This window comes from Stenotrophomonas sp. CCNWLW162 (assembly GCF_037203745.1).
Lineage (GTDB): Bacteria > Pseudomonadota > Gammaproteobacteria > Xanthomonadales > Xanthomonadaceae > Stenotrophomonas > Stenotrophomonas maltophilia_AQ.
In genome coordinates this window covers 1-14424 of the sequence record NZ_JBBCBL010000003.1, presented here as the reverse complement: position 1 = coordinate 14424, position 14424 = coordinate 1, and the positions used below count along the sequence as shown (strand labels likewise).

Genomic DNA, 14424 nt, shown 5'->3' with positions numbered 1-14424 from the left:
ATTGCATGGAGATCCGGCAGCCGTTCAGGCACGCCGCCGCCGGCTGAACCAGGCGATCCGTGTCCACGCAATCTCGACACAATCTCGACCGAGTCTCCATCAATGGCGGCTAGCCTCGGCAACTTGCCGACTGCCTGCCCACCGTGCTCCGTCCCCATCCAGACCTGCCGTCGATCGATGTGCGCCGCGCCTACCTGGCCTGGTGCGCACCTTCGCTGTGGCTGCTCGCCCTGGTGCTGGCATCGACCACGGCCTGGATGCTGGCCAGTCCCCATGTGCTAGCGCCCCTGCTGGCAGGCTTCGGTGCTACCGCCCTGCTGTGGTTCCGCAGCGATGGGCCAGGCCACGCGAGCCGCCTCGGATCGCCCGCTTCGCTGGCGCTGATCGGCCTGGCAATCTGGTCGGAGCCGAAGCCAACCGCCGCCGGTGCCACGCTGCATCTGCTGCTCGCCCTCGCCACCCTGCTGGTCGCCACCCAGATGACGCTCCGCCTGCGCGCCATCCTGCGCATGGCAACCCGCCTGCAGGCACGGGTGGATGCGGCCGACATGGCATCACGCTGGGCCCGTTTGTCGGCAGCGGTATCCGCCCTGGCTGCGCGGGATCTGCGCGAAGGGCGGCCGCTGGCGCCGTCGCTGCGTCGCACGCTGGTGCTGGCCACGCTGGCCTGGGCCGCCAACGAGGAAGCACAGGCCATGGAACGCCGACGATGACCTCTCCACTGACATCGCCCTCACCTGCTCACTTTCCAAAGCCGCATCACGCAATGAAACCCGATACCCGCATGCGCCAGGCGCCCCTGGTCCTGATTGCCGAAGACGAAGGCGAGATCGCCGACATCCTTGGTGCGTACCTGGCGCGTTCCGGCCTGCGCAGCGTCCGCGCGGTCGATGGCGAGGCAGCCCTGGCCAGTCATCGCCAGCTACGCCCGGATCTGGTGCTGCTGGATGTGCAGATGCCGAGAATGGATGGATGGCAGGTGCTGAGCGAACTGCGCAGGCGTGGCAATACGCCGGTGATCATGCTCACCGCACTCGACCAGGACGTGGACAAGTTGACCGGCCTGCGCGTCGGCGCCGACGACTATGTAGCCAAGCCATTCAATCCGGCCGAGATCGTCGCCCGTATCCAGGCGGTGCTGCGGCGGAGTGCCAGAGAACCCAGCGATGCGCCCAGCGGGGTGATCCGCCAGGGACCGTTCGAGATCGACCTGCGCAGCCATGAGGTGACCGTGCGCACAGATGAGCAACTGCACGCACTGACCTTCACGCTCACCGAGTTCCGCCTGCTGGTACACATGGCGCGCGCACCGCGCCAGGTGCACAGCCGGCTGGATCTGCTGCACAACTGCCTGCCCGAGGGCGATGCGCAGGAACGGACGGTGGACAGCCACGTCAGCAAACTGCGCCGCAAGCTGGAAGACGTCGGCGTCATCGGCATTCCGGCCACCATCCGTGGCGTTGGCTACCGTTTCCTGGACTGAATGATGAACCCCAAAGGCAAGAGCATCGGCCGCCAGATCACGCTGTCCATCACGGTCGCCTCGCTGTGCTCGACGGTGCTGTCGATCAGCGGCTTCTACCTGTTCTACTACCTGATGGAAGTGTTCTATCCGCGTTGGTACGACGAGCCGGAAACCATCATGCCATCGGGGCTGGAGTGGCTGTGGATCGGCTTGACCGCCTCCGTTGTCGTCATCTTCGCCACGCTGGTCGCCTCGCGCCTGACCCGCCGCATCATTACGCCATTGAACTCGGTGGCCGAAAGCCTGCGCCGGGTCGCCAGCGGTGATCTGGAGGCACGTGCACGCGGCGGCGACACCTCGATGACCGAAGCGGCCACGCTGGTCAGCGATTTCAACTCCATGGCCGAGCGGCTCAGCCGGATGTCCGAGAACCGGGTGTTCTGGAACGCCGCGATCGCGCACGAACTGCGCACGCCGATGACCATCCTGCGCGGCCGCCTGCAGGGCATTGCCGAAGGGGTATTCGAGCCGGGCCCGGAACAGTTCAACAGCATGCTCACCCAGCTGGAAGGCCTGACCCGGATCATCGAGGACCTGCGCGTGGTCAGCCTGGCCGAGAGTGGTCATCTGGATCTTCGTCTGCAGCGCAGCGATGTCAGCGTACAGGTGGCGGCAGTGGTGGAAGCGATGTCCGAAGCGCTGACCGAAAGTGGCTTCTCGGTAACCCTGGATGCGCGCCCGTCACTGGCCGACTGCGATCCCGCACGCATCCGCCAGGCCGTGCTGGCACTGCTGGAGAACGCGCGGCGGCATGCCATTCCGTGTCCGCTGCGGGTGGCCGTCACCCTGGCCGAAGGCCATTGCACCGTAGCGGTGGAGGACGGCGGCCCCGGCGTGCCGGACGAGCTGCGCGACAGCATCTTCGAGGCCTTCCAGCGCACCGATGTCTCGCGTTCCCGGCAGAGCGGTGGCTCCGGGCTTGGCCTGGCGGTAGTACGTGCGATTGCCGTGGCCCATCACGGAACCGCGCAGTGCCGGGCCACCGAACGTGGCGGCAGTTCGTTCGAGATCCGCTGGCCGGTGCATGCACGTCGTTGAGGGCGCAACGTTGCGGCAGACGCTGCTCTGGTAGCGGCCCACCTTGGTGGGCATTCGCATCACTGAACGGCGCCGATTTCTCCACGCAATCTCCATCGTCCCTCCATGCCCGCTCCAAAGGGCTGCCGATACTGGGCGTGACCAGGGAGGCGGCAGGTATCCAGCCCCCTGCCCTGTCTCCACCTTGCCCAGGCATCCCCATGAAACACCCTCACGATCCGGCGGCCGCCGCCGGTAGCATCGGCCAGCAGAACGCGGCCGCCACCCTCAAGGCCATCCTGCGCACCTACCCGTGGCAGCTCACCGGCACGTTCTCGCTGGTGGCGCTGGAGAACGCGCTGCTGCTGGCGTATCCGCTGTTTGCCGGCTTCGCGGTGGACGCGATCATCCGCGGCGACATCGGCCACGCCATCTCGTACGCCGGCGTCGTGCTGTTGTTCTGGCTGGTCGGTGCCGCCCGCCGTGCGGTCGATACCCGTACCTTCACCCGCATCTATGCCGACCTGGCGGTGAATGTGGTGCAGGCACAGCGCAGGCTGGGCCACGCCACCTCCACCTCGGCCGCACGCGTGGTGCTGGCCCGCGAGTTCGTCGACTTCTTCGAGAAGCACGTGCCGATCATCGCCACCGCGCTGGTATCGATGTTCGGTGCGGCGGTGATGCTGCTGGTGATCGAACCGCTGGTGGGCGCCGCGAGCCTGATCGCACTGCTTGGCGCAGTGTTGCTGATGCCGTCGTTCGCACGCCGCAACGAGCAGCTGCATGGGCGCCTGAACAACCGGCTGGAACATGAAATCCGACTGGTTGACCGGGTCAGCCCCTCGGTGCTGCGTCGCCACTACACCACGCTGTCGCGGCTGCGTATCCTGCTATCTGATCGCGAAGCTGGGGCCTTCGTGGTGGTTGGCGCGGCGGCGGCGGTGTTGTTCGCGGTGACCATCGGCCGACTCGCCACCACCGACGGTGTGACGCCGGGTCATGTGTACGCGGTGATGACCTACCTGTGGACGTTCGTCGGCAGCCTGGACGATGCACCGTCGATGGTGGATCAGCTGGCGCGCTTGAAGGACATCGGCCGCCGCGTCAGCCCGGGGATGAACGATGCGGAGCGCAAAGATGCCGCTTGACCGGTAAATGCCCACCTTGGTGGGCAACGATGTATCGCGGCGCCAACCAAGGTTGGCGACTACCGGGGCAACGGTGCCAACCAGGATTGAGGGGTTACCCAGAGGCTGCCGTGCGTCCGCACATCGCCAACGCACCGATGATCAATGCCTCCATGCTGCGGTCGAACTCGGCCTGCTGTGCCTTCCTATCCAGTGGCCGCCGCGACGTATCGACCACCGCATTCCGCGAGTACACGGTGTCGGCCAACGCCACGGCGTGATACGCCACGGTCGACAGCAACCACGCTGCCTGCTCCAGCGGCAGGCCATGTGCACGACTGAACTCGGCATGGTGGCGCTGGATGCGGGCCAGCATCTCCGGCGTCTTCGCGCCGTGGCTGACCAGGAATGGCGCCAGGCCCGGATTGGCATCCACCAGCGCCCGCAGTGAGCGCTGGAATGCGCGCAGGTCCTCCTCGATGCTGCGCCGGCCAGCGGCATCCAGCGCCGGCGCCTGCCAACGCTCGAAGATCGCCTCGGCCACCAGCTCGCGCAGCGCCGCCAGATTCGCCACATGCTTGTACAGCGCGATGTGGCTCACCCCGAGCGCCGCCGCCACGCCCACGAAGCTCAGCCCCGGCAGCGTCATTGCAATGCCGGCGTCGGCGATGCGGTCGCGGGTGATGGTGGGCGGTCGCCCACGGGTGGCGGTCTTTTTCGGTGCAGCCATGCGGTAACGGCTCCTGCGCGATGCGCGGGCAAGGGCTGCCATGGTGGTCCGCGGCGACGCGATGGTCAACGCATCCCGTGGCCGCTGGACAGGCCTGGGTTGCGACTTGATCAATTTAGTTTACTATGATGTAACTAATTCGCATTCGCAGTGCCCAGGATCGTTGTCGATGTCCGCGTCTCCCACTTCAATCCCCCCGGCCGGACCGCTACGCAGTGCCGACCATGATCGCGGCCTGCAGGCGCTGCAGGTCCAGGTGGTCGCGGTTGCACAGCCATGCGCCAGCCTGCTGCGCCTCGTGGTCCAGTTGCCGGAGCTGGCAGCCCTCGCGCCGTGGCAGCGCGCAAACACTGCCGTGCGCATCCAGCTCGGCGCCGCCTTCGGCGATGTGTCACGGATCTACACCGTGCGCTGCGTCGACGCGCACACGCGCCGATTCACGCTGGATGTGGTGCTGCACGAAGCACCAGGACCGATGCTGGCCTGGGTACGTGCGCTGCGCCCCGGTGATGCCTTCGATCTGACCGGGCCGCGCCCGCATCTGCAGGTGCCGCAGCGTGAAGGTGCCAGCGCTCTCCTGTTCGCTGATCAGAGCGCCATCCCAGCCCTGTCTGCGTTGCTGCAGCAATGGCCGGCCGGTCTGCATGCGCAGGCCTGGATCGCCTCGAATGATCCCTTCCCGGTAGACGAGCTGCCCCGCATCGATGGTGTCTGCGTGCAGCGCCTGGCCACCGGTGATGCGCCCTTGCTGCAGCAGGCACGCAGACTGCACCCGGACGCCAACAACACCGTCTGGGCGGCCGGCGAACGCGAGGAAATGCGCGCCCTGCGCCGCCACTTCATCGAAGCGGTCGGCCTGGCACGCACCGACGTCGCCGTTGCCGGCTACTGGAAACGTGGCGAGACCACCACCGACACCGACCAGCGCCGCCGCCGCAACTACGAGCGCGTGCTGGCCCGCGGCGGTGGCCTGCAGGACCTCGACGACCTCGCCGACGATATCTGATCCACCCCGCAGCACCCGCGCTCCGCGCTTCGCTCCACCCAGCCACAGATCGCCCACGCACCTCGCGTGCAGCACTGCCCCAGCGGCAGCGCCGTGCCCTCTGCCAGCCACTCCACAGCCCGCGTCGTCCTGCCCGTGCAGGTCATCGACGGCGCCGTGCTGGCCGATCGCACGACCCACCACGACGAGAACCGCCATGTCCCTCCCCGCCCGAACCCTGCCCCTCCCGCGCCGTACCGCGCTGTCCCTGGCCGCGCGCGCGGCAATGCTGCCTGCGCTGCTGATCGCCACTGCCGCCCACGCCAACGACGCGCCCGATGGCGCCCGCCAGCTGCCCACGGTGAACGTACGCGCCGACAAGACCGCGCCTACCGATGCCTACGCCGGTGGTCAGGTGACGCGCGGCAGCCGTGTCGGCCTGCTCGGCGACCTCGATTTCATGGACACACCGTTCAACACCACCCGCTACACCGCCGAATTCATCGAGAACATCCAGGCACCGGATCTGGTACGGGTCATCGCGCTGACCGACCCGAGCGTCTACAACAGCGGTTCCAGTGGCGGCATCACCGATTACTTCAACATCCGTGGCTTCGGCGTGGCCTCCTCGGACATCGGCTTCGGCGGCCTGTACGGGCTGATTCCCTACTACCGGGTCACCCCGGAACTGGCCGAGAACATCGAGGTGCTGAAGGGTCCGTCCGCGCTGCTCAACGGCATGCCGCCGGGCGGCTCGGTCGGCGGCAGCGTCAACCTTGTACCGAAGCGTGCCGGCGACACGCCGTTGACCCGCTTCACCGCCAGCTACGGCAGCGACGCACAGTTCGGTGGCCATCTGGATATCGGCCGCCGCTTCGGCGCGGACAAGCAGTTCGGCATGCGCCTCAATGCCGTGCACCGCGATGGCGACACCGCCACCGACCACCAGCAGCACAAGGCGCAGCTGGCATCGCTCGGCCTGGACTGGCGCGGCGAGCGCTCGCAGGTATCGCTGGACCTGTTCAGCAGCCGCGACCACGTGGATGGTCTCAACCGTGGTGTCTCGCTGGCACCTGGCCTGGCCGTGCCGCGCCCGCCGAAGGCCAGCACGCTGTTCGCACCGGGCTGGACCTTCAGCACCGTCAAGGACCAGGCCGCCGCGCTGCGCTGGTCGTTCGACATCAATGATCACCTGCAGGCGCACGCCAGCTACGGCCACGGCCATACCGATTTCGATTCCGTCGCCAGCGGCACCACGCTGATCACCAATGCCGCCGGCGACTTCCGCAACAACTTCGCCCACCAGCGTTTCATCTACAGCAAGGACACCGCCGAAGCAGGGCTGTCGGCAAGCTTCCGCACCGGCCCGGTCGATCATGCACTGGCCATCAGCGCCGCCTGGTACCACCACGATTACAAGTTCGGCTTCCAACGCAACCTGCTGGCCCGGGACTGGGTGACCAATATCTACAATCCGCAGTGGGGTCCGGCCATCGACCGCAGCTTCAGCAATGCGTCGCTGCCGAAGACCGGCGAAGTCCGCACCACCAGTTTCGGTATCGCCGACACGCTGTCCTTCATCGATGACCGCGTGCAGCTGACCCTTGGCATCCGCCGTCAGACCGTGCTCAGCGATACCATCGACGGCAGCACTGGCAAGCGCACGTCGCGCTACGACACCAGCGCCAACACTCCGGCCGGCGCGCTGCTGTTCAAGGCCAGTGATCGCCTGTCGCTGTACGCCAACTACATCGAAGGGCTCAGCCAGGGCAGCACCGCCCCGGTCAGCGCAGCCAACGCCGGCGAAGTGTTCCCACCGTACAAGACCCGCCAGCGCGAGGTCGGCGCCAAGTTCGACTTCGGTCGCCTGGCCAGTGCGCTGAGCGTGTACGAGATCGAGAAGCCCGGCTCCTACACCGACCCGGCCACCAACGTGTTCTCGTTCGGCGGCCAGCAGCGCAACCGTGGCGTGGAATGGACCGTGTTCGGCCAGGCCACCGGACAGCTGCGTGTGCTGGGCGGAATCGGCTGGCTGCAGCCGAAGCAGACCCGTACCCAGGGCGGCATCAACCAGGGTCGCCTGGCCACCGCCACCCCGCAGTGGCAGGGCAAGCTGGGCCTGGAGTGGGATGTGCAGGCCGTGCCGGGCCTCACCCTCACCGGCAATGCAGTCAGCCTGTCCAAGGGCTACATCAATGCCGACAACAGCCAATGGGTGGCCGGCCGCACCGTGTTCGACCTCGGTGCCCGCTATGCACTGCAGGCCGCCGGTCACCCGTTGGTGCTGCGCGCCACCGTGCAGAACCTCACCAACAAGGCGTACTGGGCAGGCAGCCTCGGCTCCGGGCTGGGCACGCCGCGCACCGCCGTGCTGTCGGCCACCGTCGATTTCTGATGCCTGATGCACGGGCGCCACGCCATCGCGCGTGGCGCCCCGGAGAAGTGATGTGAGCGTTTTCCGTACCACCGTCGTGCTGGCCTGGCTGCCGCTGGTCTCACGCATCCTCGCCGCGTTGTTCGGCGGCTATGTGCTGGCCGCGCTGTGCAGCATCGCCGCACTGGCGCTGCCCATCGATGGCCGCCAGGCCGTGTTCACCGGCATGCTGGCCAGCTTCCTGTTGTATGCGGGCGCCGTAGTCTGGGTGTTCGCGGTGCGCTCGGCCTGGCGCGCATGGCTGGGCCTGATCGTCGCCGCGTTGCCACTGTGGCTGGTTGCACAGACGGTCGGCAACGGAGGCACTGCATGAGCAAGGTCGATCGCACCCCGAAGCCACGCGGCATCCGCCAGACCATGTCCGACCTGCATATCTGGGTCGGGCTGCTGGCCGGCTGGATCCTGTACGCGATGTTCCTCACCGGCACCGCCAGCTACTTCCGCGACGAGCTCTCGCGCTATACCCGCCCGGAAATCGCCACGCCGTCTATATTGCCGGATGCCGCTATCGTCACGCAGCGCACCGTCGCCACGATCATGGCCGACACGCCAGCGGCCAGCCAGATCAACCTCGGCCTGCCGAGCACGCGCATGCCATGGGTGTCGGCGATGTGGGCCAGCCCGGGTGGGCGTGGCCGGCATGGCTTCGACTCGGGCCTGTTCGATGCCAACACCGGCGCGCCGCTGCAGGCACGCGACACCGGCGGCGGCGACTTCTTCTATGCCTTCCATTTCAACCTGCATTACATGCCTGCGATGTGGGGTCGCTGGATCGTCGGCCTGTGCGCGATGTTCATGCTGGTGGCCATCGTCAGCGGCGTGATCACCCACAAGAAGATCTTCGCTGACTTCTTCACCTTCCGCTGGGGCAAGGGCCAGCGCTCGTGGCTGGATGGTCACGCGGCACTCTCGGTGCTCGGCCTGCCGTTCCACTTCATGATCACCTGGAGCGGACTGGTGATGCTGGCGGTGCTGTACATGCCGTGGGGCCTGGCCAAACTGCCTGACAAGCGCCAGCAGGCCGAGGTGGTCAGCGAGATGCGCCTGTTCCTGCCACCGCAGAAAGCCGCTGGCCAGCCTGCCCCGCTCACCGACGTCGGCGCACTGGTGCAACAGGCCGAGCAGCGCTGGGGAACCGGATCGGTGGGCAGCGTGCAGGTGCAGAACCCCGGCGACCAGAACGCACTCGTGGCCGTGGTGCGTGCGCAGTCCAGCCGTGTTTCCACCACACCGAACTATCTGCTGTTCGACGGCAGCGGCGGGCAGTTGCTGCAGGTCAAGGAGCACTCGGGCGTCGCCGCCGATACACAGGGCGTGCTGTATGGTCTGCACCTGGGCCGCTTCGCCGATGCCGCCCTGCGCTGGCTGTACTTCATCGTCAGCCTGGCCGGCACCGCCATGGTCGGCACCGGGCTGGTGCTATGGACGGTCAAGCGCCGTGCGCAGCTGCCCGATCCGCAGCGCCCCTACTTCGGCTTCCGCCTGGTCGAGCGTCTCAACATCGCCACCGTCGCCGGCCTGTCGGTGGCGATGGCGGCCTATCTGTGGGCGAACCGCCTGTTGCCCACTGCCATGGACGGTCGCGCGGCGTGGGAGGTGCATGTGTTCTTCCTGGCTTGGGCGGCCATGTTCGTGCACGCCACGCTGCGGACACCCAAGCGAGCGTGGATCGAACAGTTCCTGCTGGCGGCGTTGCTGCTTGCACTGCTGCCGGTGCTGACGGCGATGACTACGGCACATCCGTTGTGGCGCACGCTGGCCGCAGGCGATTGGGCCTTTGCCGGGACCGACCTGACCCTGCTGGCATTGGCCGCCCTGCACACGCTGCTGGCCTGGCGCACCTGGCGGCATGCACCGAAGGTGAAGCGCACACGGCCGTCTGCAGCGTCACGCAATGCGGTTTCCGAGGCCAGCGCATGATCCACGTCATTCTGTTCGTGCTGTCACTGGCCGCGTTCGGTTGTCTGGCGCTGGCGATGGAGCGCCATCAGCGCGATGTGCTGCGCCGTGTGTTGAGCGCGCAGGCGACCGAGAAACTGCGCGCGGTCGGCTGGGCGCTGCTGGTGTTCAGTGCCGTGTTCGCCATGCGCGGGCTGGGAGTGGGTTTCGGTCTGGCCGCGTTGTCCGGGCACACCAGCGTGGCCGCAGGTGTTGTGGTGGTGGCGATGGTGGCGCATGGGCGGCGGGATCGGTAGATGCCCACCTTGGTGGGCACCGGTGAAAGCGACGCCAACCAAGGTTGGCGACTACCTAGACCGACAGGCATCAATGCGTCGCTCGGCTCTACAGAAAAGCCGCCATGCGCTGCAGTTCGTCTTCAAGCGCGGAACGAAACACGCGGTCGCGAGCCAGCGACTTGCCGGCATAGCCCACGCTGGACGCCAGTTCACCGTCGCGCACGCTGAGATTGGCCCAGCCCACCACCTGGTCGTGCCACAGCATCGGCAACGCGTAGTAGCCGTATTGGCGCTTCGGCGCAGGCGTGTAGGCCTCGAACTTGTACACCCAGCCCCAAAGCAGCTCGAAGCGGCGGCGGTCCCACACCACCGGGTCGAACGGCGCCAGCAGGCGCACCTGTTCGTCCGGCGCATGCCGGTGCGAGCGCGGGTTCTCGTCCGCCGGCCAGTACCAGGTGGTGCCGTCCAGCGTGCAGCTGGCCAGCTGGTGCTTGGCCAGCATCAACGCCTGCCGGGTCTGCTCGGCCAGATGCGGTGCGCCATAGCCCAGTAGGCGCACCAGATAGGTCAGGCTGGCCGACGGCAGTGGCGCGTACTTGCGCACCACCAGATCGATCAGGGCGGCGGCGCGTTCAATCTGCGCCTGCTCGCTGGCATCTGCCTCGGCGTGGTCGGCCACGGCGTAGATGCGGGTGCCGCTGTCGCGCCGCTGCACGCGCAGCAGGCCACGGTAATGCATGCCATCCAGCAGGTGCGTGCTGGCATTGCTGGTGCCGCCCCAGTAGTTGGTCACCCGCCCATGCGCGAACGCCTGATCCACCTCCCGCGGGTGCACGCTGCCGCGCTCGCGCACGAAGGCCAGCACGTCGGCCGCGCGGCGATGGGTCTCGGCGTCCCACTCGCGCTTGGACACGCGCGGGTGCATCAGCGCCAAATGCTCGCGTGGCAGGAAGCCGTAGTTCACCAGGCAATCTTCTTCCACCGGCAGGCGCGTATAACGGCGCTCCAGATCACCGGCGCGATAGTCCTTCACCCGGTGGCGCAGGGTCAGGTCCTGCGCACGTGCCGGCGCGCGGATCGGGTCGGCCTGCACGAAGCCCAGGCGCCGGATCGCGGTCATCAGCGTGGTGGGTTTGAACAGCGTGCGCGCCACCGCATGGCGGCGCAGATCATCGAGAGTGGGCGTGGCAGGCATGGCCGCATTGTAGATCCACGCCATGCCTGGATGCTGCCTTGGCCAACCGTGCGACGGCATCCACGCATGGAGTGGATCTACCGAAGCTCCAATACCTCCAGCGAACCTATCACCAGCGCACGCATACCCTGCTTGAATTCGGCGATCACTTCCTCGTCCTGCACGCGGCGGCCGGTCAACACTTCGGTTTCGTCATCCACCAGCCCGTACACCGTATCCGCACCGGCAATGCAGTAGAACGCTATCGTGGCCAGCAACCAGCGCGCCTTGTCCAGCGGCAGGCCGAACACCTCGGCCACATGCGCCTGGTGCGAGGCGATCTTCTCCAGCATCGGCGTGGTCGCCACCGAACGGCGCAGCAGGTAAGGCGGCAACCCCGGGTGCGCTTTCACCACCTCGCACAGTGATTCCACGAACCCCAGCAGGTAGGCCTGCAACCCACCCGGCGCATCGGCAGACGCACGCGGAATCTGCCAGCGCTGGAACACCGTATCGGCAACCAGCCGCTTCAAGGCCTCCAGATTGGCCACGCGCTTGTAGAGCGCGGCCTGGGTCACCGCCAGCTCGGCGGCCACATTGGCCATGGTCAGGTTCGGCAGGCCCAGCGTGATGCCGATGTCGGCCAGCCGATCGGGGGTGATGGTAGGCGGGCGGCCACGGGCCGGCGCCGGGATCTCAGGTTGCATGCTCATACCGTAGCGAGGGTGCCAGCAAAGGGACCCTCTTGTCCGCTTCATGTAATTTAGTTTAACTTACTCAACTAATTCGGAATGCGTCTGGTTCGCAACCCCGCCGCCGTCCGCAATCGAGCCCATGGCTCACTTCCCGCCAGGTTCCCACCCAGCCGACAACCCTGCGCTGCGCCCACCCCCGTGCTTGCCATCTGCAGCGCGCCAGGCGCGTTCGCACCTGCGATTCACAGGAATCTGGCATGACCGTGTACCACCTTCCCTCCCCGCTGCGGCGCGCAGCGGCAGACGCAACCCGCGTTCTGATGCATCCGCCGGGCATGGCCCAGCGCTACCGGGTGTCGGCCCTGGCACTGGGCCTGCTGGCCTCGTTCGCCGCGCTGGCCGAGTCGACGCCGTCCACCCTGCCTTCGGTGCAGGTGCAGGAACAGCGCCGGGTGACCGGCGACTATGCCGGCGGACAGGTGGCCTCTGGCAGCCGCGTCGGCCTGCTCGGCGACAAGGACTTCATGGATACGCCGTTCAGTACGGTCAGCTACACCGAAGCCTTCATCCGCGACCGCCAAGCCAAGGACCTCACCGACGTCATCGCCGCCACCGACCCCACGGTGTTCAGTAACGGCGTCACCGGTTCCTGGAGCGAGAACTACGCCATCCGCGGCTTCGCCTCCAGCAGCAGCGACACCACCTTCAACGGCCTCAGCGGCATCGCGCCGTACTACCGCACCTCACCGGAAATGTTCGAGCGCATCGAGGTGTTGAAGGGCCCGTCCGCCCTGCTCAACGGCATGCCGCCGGGCGGCTCGGTCGGTGGCAGCGTCAACCTGGTGCCCAAGCGTGCGGATGACCAGCCATTGCTGCGGATCAGCGCCAACTTCGCCTCCGATGCGCAGTTCGGCACCCATGTGGATGTGGGCCGCCGTCTGGGCGCCGACAAGCAGTTCGGCATCCGCTTCAACGGCGCTTACCGTGATGGCGACGGTGCAGTGGGCAAGCAGAGCAAGAAGGTGCAGCTGGGCTCGCTGGCGCTGGATTGGCGCGGCGAGCGCGCCCGCCTGTCGGCCGATCTGTACAGCGCCGACGACCGCGTCGACGGCCCGGCCCGTGGTGTCGGCCTGGCACCGGGCGTCGCCATTCCCCGCCCGCCGCGAGGCGACACACTGATCAACCCGGACTGGGCCTACGTGGACAGCCAGGACAAGGGCGCGATGCTGCGTGGCGAGCTGGATATCATCGACAACCTGATGGCCTACCTGGCCTACGGCACCAGCAAGACCGACTACCGCTACAACGGATCGATCAGCGCGCAGATCCTCAACCCAGCCGGTGACTTCACTACCGTGATCGGCCAGCTGGCGTTCGACATCAAGAAGCAGTCCGGTGATGCTGGCCTGCGCGGCAGCTTCCGTACCGGCAGCGTCGGCCACCAGTGGGCTGCCAACGTGACCCATTACCAGCACACCCAGAACGACTACGGCCGCCGCAGCGTGCCGGGCTGGGACTGGACCACCAACCTGTACAACCCGGTGTGGGGCCCGGCCGCGCCGTTCGTGGCGCCGCATATCTCGCACACCGAGCTGCGGCTGGACAGCCTCGGCTTCGCCGACACCTTGTCCTTCGCCGATGACCGCGCGCAACTGACGCTGGGCGTGCGTCGCCAGCAGGTGGTCAGCGAGACCTTCAACGTGGCCAGCGGTGCGCGCACCTCACGCTATGACGAGAGCGCCACCACCCCTGCCGCCGCGTTGCTGGTGAAGGCCACCGATAAGCTTTCGATCTACACCAACTACATCGAAGGCCTCAGCCAGGGCGCCACCGCGCCGATGACTGCTGCCAACGCCGGCGATGTGTTCGCGCCTTTCCGCACCAAGCAGAAGGAGCTCGGCCTGAAACTGGACCTTGGCAGCTTCACGCACACCTTCAGCGTGTACGAGATCAAGCGCCCGAGCAGCTACACCGACCCGGTCACGAATGTCTTCTCGTTCGGTGGTGAACAACGGAACCGCGGCGTGGAATGGGGTTTCTTCGGCTCACCGCTGGATGGCGTGCGCCTGCTGGGTGGCATGGCCTATGTGCAGCCCAAGCTGACCCGCACGGCCGGTGGCGTGAATGAAGGCCGCATGGCCACGGCGGTTGCGCAGCGGCAGGCCAAGCTGGGCGTGGAATGGGATGTGCCTGCACTGGAGGGCTTTACCCTGACCGGCAATGCCACCGCCATGTCGAAGCAGTACATCAGCGCAGACAATAGCCTGTCGGTACCTGGGCGCACTTTGTTCGATGTGGGTGCGCGCTACAGCACCACCGTGGCCGGACGACCGCTTGCCCTGAGAGCGAGCGTGAACAACGTGACCAACAAGGCGTATTGGGGCATGCCGTTGCTTTCCAGCCTGGCGCTGGGGGCACCGAGAACGGTGTTGTTGTCGGCCACGATGGATTTCTGAAAGGCATCCATGGGCGGCGTGGGCGTACTGTAGCAACTGTCTTGTCAGGCGGAGGCCATCTGGGCCTCCGCATCCCGTTTGCGGGCGTTGAGGATCACCAGCAT

13 protein-coding genes are annotated in these 14424 nt (G+C 66.9%); 10 read left to right on the top strand and 3 right to left on the bottom strand.

From position 1 onward, the window contains the following. The first annotated feature begins 143 nt into the window (after positions 1-143). From V9K93_RS08955 to V9K93_RS08940, 4 genes are all read left to right on the top strand, one after another. A complete protein-coding gene (locus V9K93_RS08955) occupies positions 144-713 on the top strand; it encodes a hypothetical protein (RefSeq protein ID WP_337302409.1) in 570 nt (189 codons plus the stop codon). Positions 714-766: 53 nt separating this feature from the next. Further along, entirely contained in the window at positions 767-1483 is a 717-nt protein-coding gene (locus tag V9K93_RS08950; RefSeq protein ID WP_208043489.1) for a response regulator, read from the top strand. A 3-nt stretch (positions 1484-1486) separates the two neighbouring features. Further along, the gene (locus V9K93_RS08945) at positions 1487-2563 is read left to right on the top strand and encodes an ATP-binding protein (protein WP_337302408.1); all 1077 of its coding nucleotides are present in this window, start codon (positions 1487-1489) and stop codon (positions 2561-2563) included. Between the two features lie 200 nt (positions 2564-2763). Then, a complete protein-coding gene (locus V9K93_RS08940; protein WP_046983356.1) occupies positions 2764-3690 on the top strand; it encodes an ABC transporter six-transmembrane domain-containing protein in 927 nt (308 codons plus the stop codon). A 94-nt stretch (positions 3691-3784) separates the two neighbouring features. Here the strand turns inward: V9K93_RS08940 and V9K93_RS08935 are convergent, their stop codons facing one another. Then, the gene (locus V9K93_RS08935) at positions 3785-4399 is read right to left on the bottom strand and encodes a TetR/AcrR family transcriptional regulator (protein ID WP_253078041.1); all 615 of its coding nucleotides are present in this window, start codon (positions 4397-4399) and stop codon (positions 3785-3787) included. A 169-nt stretch (positions 4400-4568) separates the two neighbouring features. On the opposite strand from V9K93_RS08935, the gene V9K93_RS08930 reads away from it, so the two are divergent. From V9K93_RS08930 to V9K93_RS08910, 5 genes are all read left to right on the top strand, one after another. After that, the gene (locus V9K93_RS08930) at positions 4569-5405 is read left to right on the top strand and encodes a siderophore-interacting protein (protein WP_295377149.1); all 837 of its coding nucleotides are present in this window, start codon (positions 4569-4571) and stop codon (positions 5403-5405) included. Positions 5406-5601: 196 nt separating this feature from the next. After that, positions 5602-7779, top strand: a complete 2178-nt coding sequence (locus tag V9K93_RS08925; protein WP_337302407.1) for a TonB-dependent receptor — start codon at positions 5602-5604, stop codon at positions 7777-7779. 52 nt (positions 7780-7831) lie between these two features. After that, complete coding sequence (locus V9K93_RS08920; protein ID WP_136637963.1) at positions 7832-8131, top strand: DUF3649 domain-containing protein; 300 nt, start codon at positions 7832-7834, stop codon at positions 8129-8131. Further along, a complete protein-coding gene (locus tag V9K93_RS08915; RefSeq protein WP_046986481.1) occupies positions 8128-9738 on the top strand; it encodes a PepSY-associated TM helix domain-containing protein in 1611 nt (536 codons plus the stop codon). Before V9K93_RS08920 ends, V9K93_RS08915 begins: the two co-directional genes overlap by 4 nt. Then, positions 9735-10013, top strand: a complete 279-nt coding sequence (locus tag V9K93_RS08910) for a DUF3325 domain-containing protein (protein WP_046986480.1) — start codon at positions 9735-9737, stop codon at positions 10011-10013. The genes V9K93_RS08915 and V9K93_RS08910 overlap by 4 nt, the downstream gene beginning before the upstream one ends. Before the next feature lie 88 nt (positions 10014-10101). Here V9K93_RS08910 and V9K93_RS08905 read toward each other — a convergent pair whose 3' ends face one another. Both V9K93_RS08905 and V9K93_RS08900 read right to left on the bottom strand, forming a co-directional pair. Then, positions 10102-11214 (bottom strand): DNA glycosylase AlkZ-like family protein, encoded by a 1113-nt coding sequence (locus V9K93_RS08905; RefSeq protein ID WP_226053478.1) that lies wholly within the window; start codon positions 11212-11214, stop codon positions 10102-10104. Between the two features lie 53 nt (positions 11215-11267). Further along, entirely contained in the window at positions 11268-11882 is a 615-nt protein-coding gene (locus tag V9K93_RS08900) for a TetR/AcrR family transcriptional regulator (protein ID WP_046986479.1), read from the bottom strand. Positions 11883-12121: 239 nt separating this feature from the next. Between V9K93_RS08900 and V9K93_RS08895 the strand changes: the two genes are divergently transcribed. Continuing rightward, positions 12122-14320 (top strand): TonB-dependent receptor, encoded by a 2199-nt coding sequence (locus V9K93_RS08895; protein WP_337302406.1) that lies wholly within the window; start codon positions 12122-12124, stop codon positions 14318-14320. Positions 14321-14424 lie beyond the last annotated feature (104 nt).

Coding starts and splice junctions, on each gene's coding strand:
- V9K93_RS08950 (WP_208043489.1), top strand. CDS start 767: ATGAAACCCGATACCCGCATGCGCCAGGCGCCCCTGGTCCTGATTGCC.
- V9K93_RS08945 (WP_337302408.1), top strand. CDS start 1,487: ATGAACCCCAAAGGCAAGAGCATCGGCCGCCAGATCACGCTGTCCATC.
- V9K93_RS08940 (WP_046983356.1), top strand. CDS start 2,764: ATGAAACACCCTCACGATCCGGCGGCCGCCGCCGGTAGCATCGGCCAG.
- V9K93_RS08935 (WP_253078041.1), bottom strand. CDS start 4,399: ATGGCTGCACCGAAAAAGACCGCCACCCGTGGGCGACCGCCCACCATC.
- V9K93_RS08930 (WP_295377149.1), top strand. CDS start 4,569: ATGTCCGCGTCTCCCACTTCAATCCCCCCGGCCGGACCGCTACGCAGT.
- V9K93_RS08925 (WP_337302407.1), top strand. CDS start 5,602: ATGTCCCTCCCCGCCCGAACCCTGCCCCTCCCGCGCCGTACCGCGCTG.
- V9K93_RS08915 (WP_046986481.1), top strand. CDS start 8,128: ATGAGCAAGGTCGATCGCACCCCGAAGCCACGCGGCATCCGCCAGACC.
- V9K93_RS08910 (WP_046986480.1), top strand. CDS start 9,735: ATGATCCACGTCATTCTGTTCGTGCTGTCACTGGCCGCGTTCGGTTGT.
- V9K93_RS08905 (WP_226053478.1), bottom strand. CDS start 11,214: ATGGCGTGGATCTACAATGCGGCCATGCCTGCCACGCCCACTCTCGAT.
- V9K93_RS08900 (WP_046986479.1), bottom strand. CDS start 11,882: ATGAGCATGCAACCTGAGATCCCGGCGCCGGCCCGTGGCCGCCCGCCT.
- V9K93_RS08895 (WP_337302406.1), top strand. CDS start 12,122: ATGACCGTGTACCACCTTCCCTCCCCGCTGCGGCGCGCAGCGGCAGAC.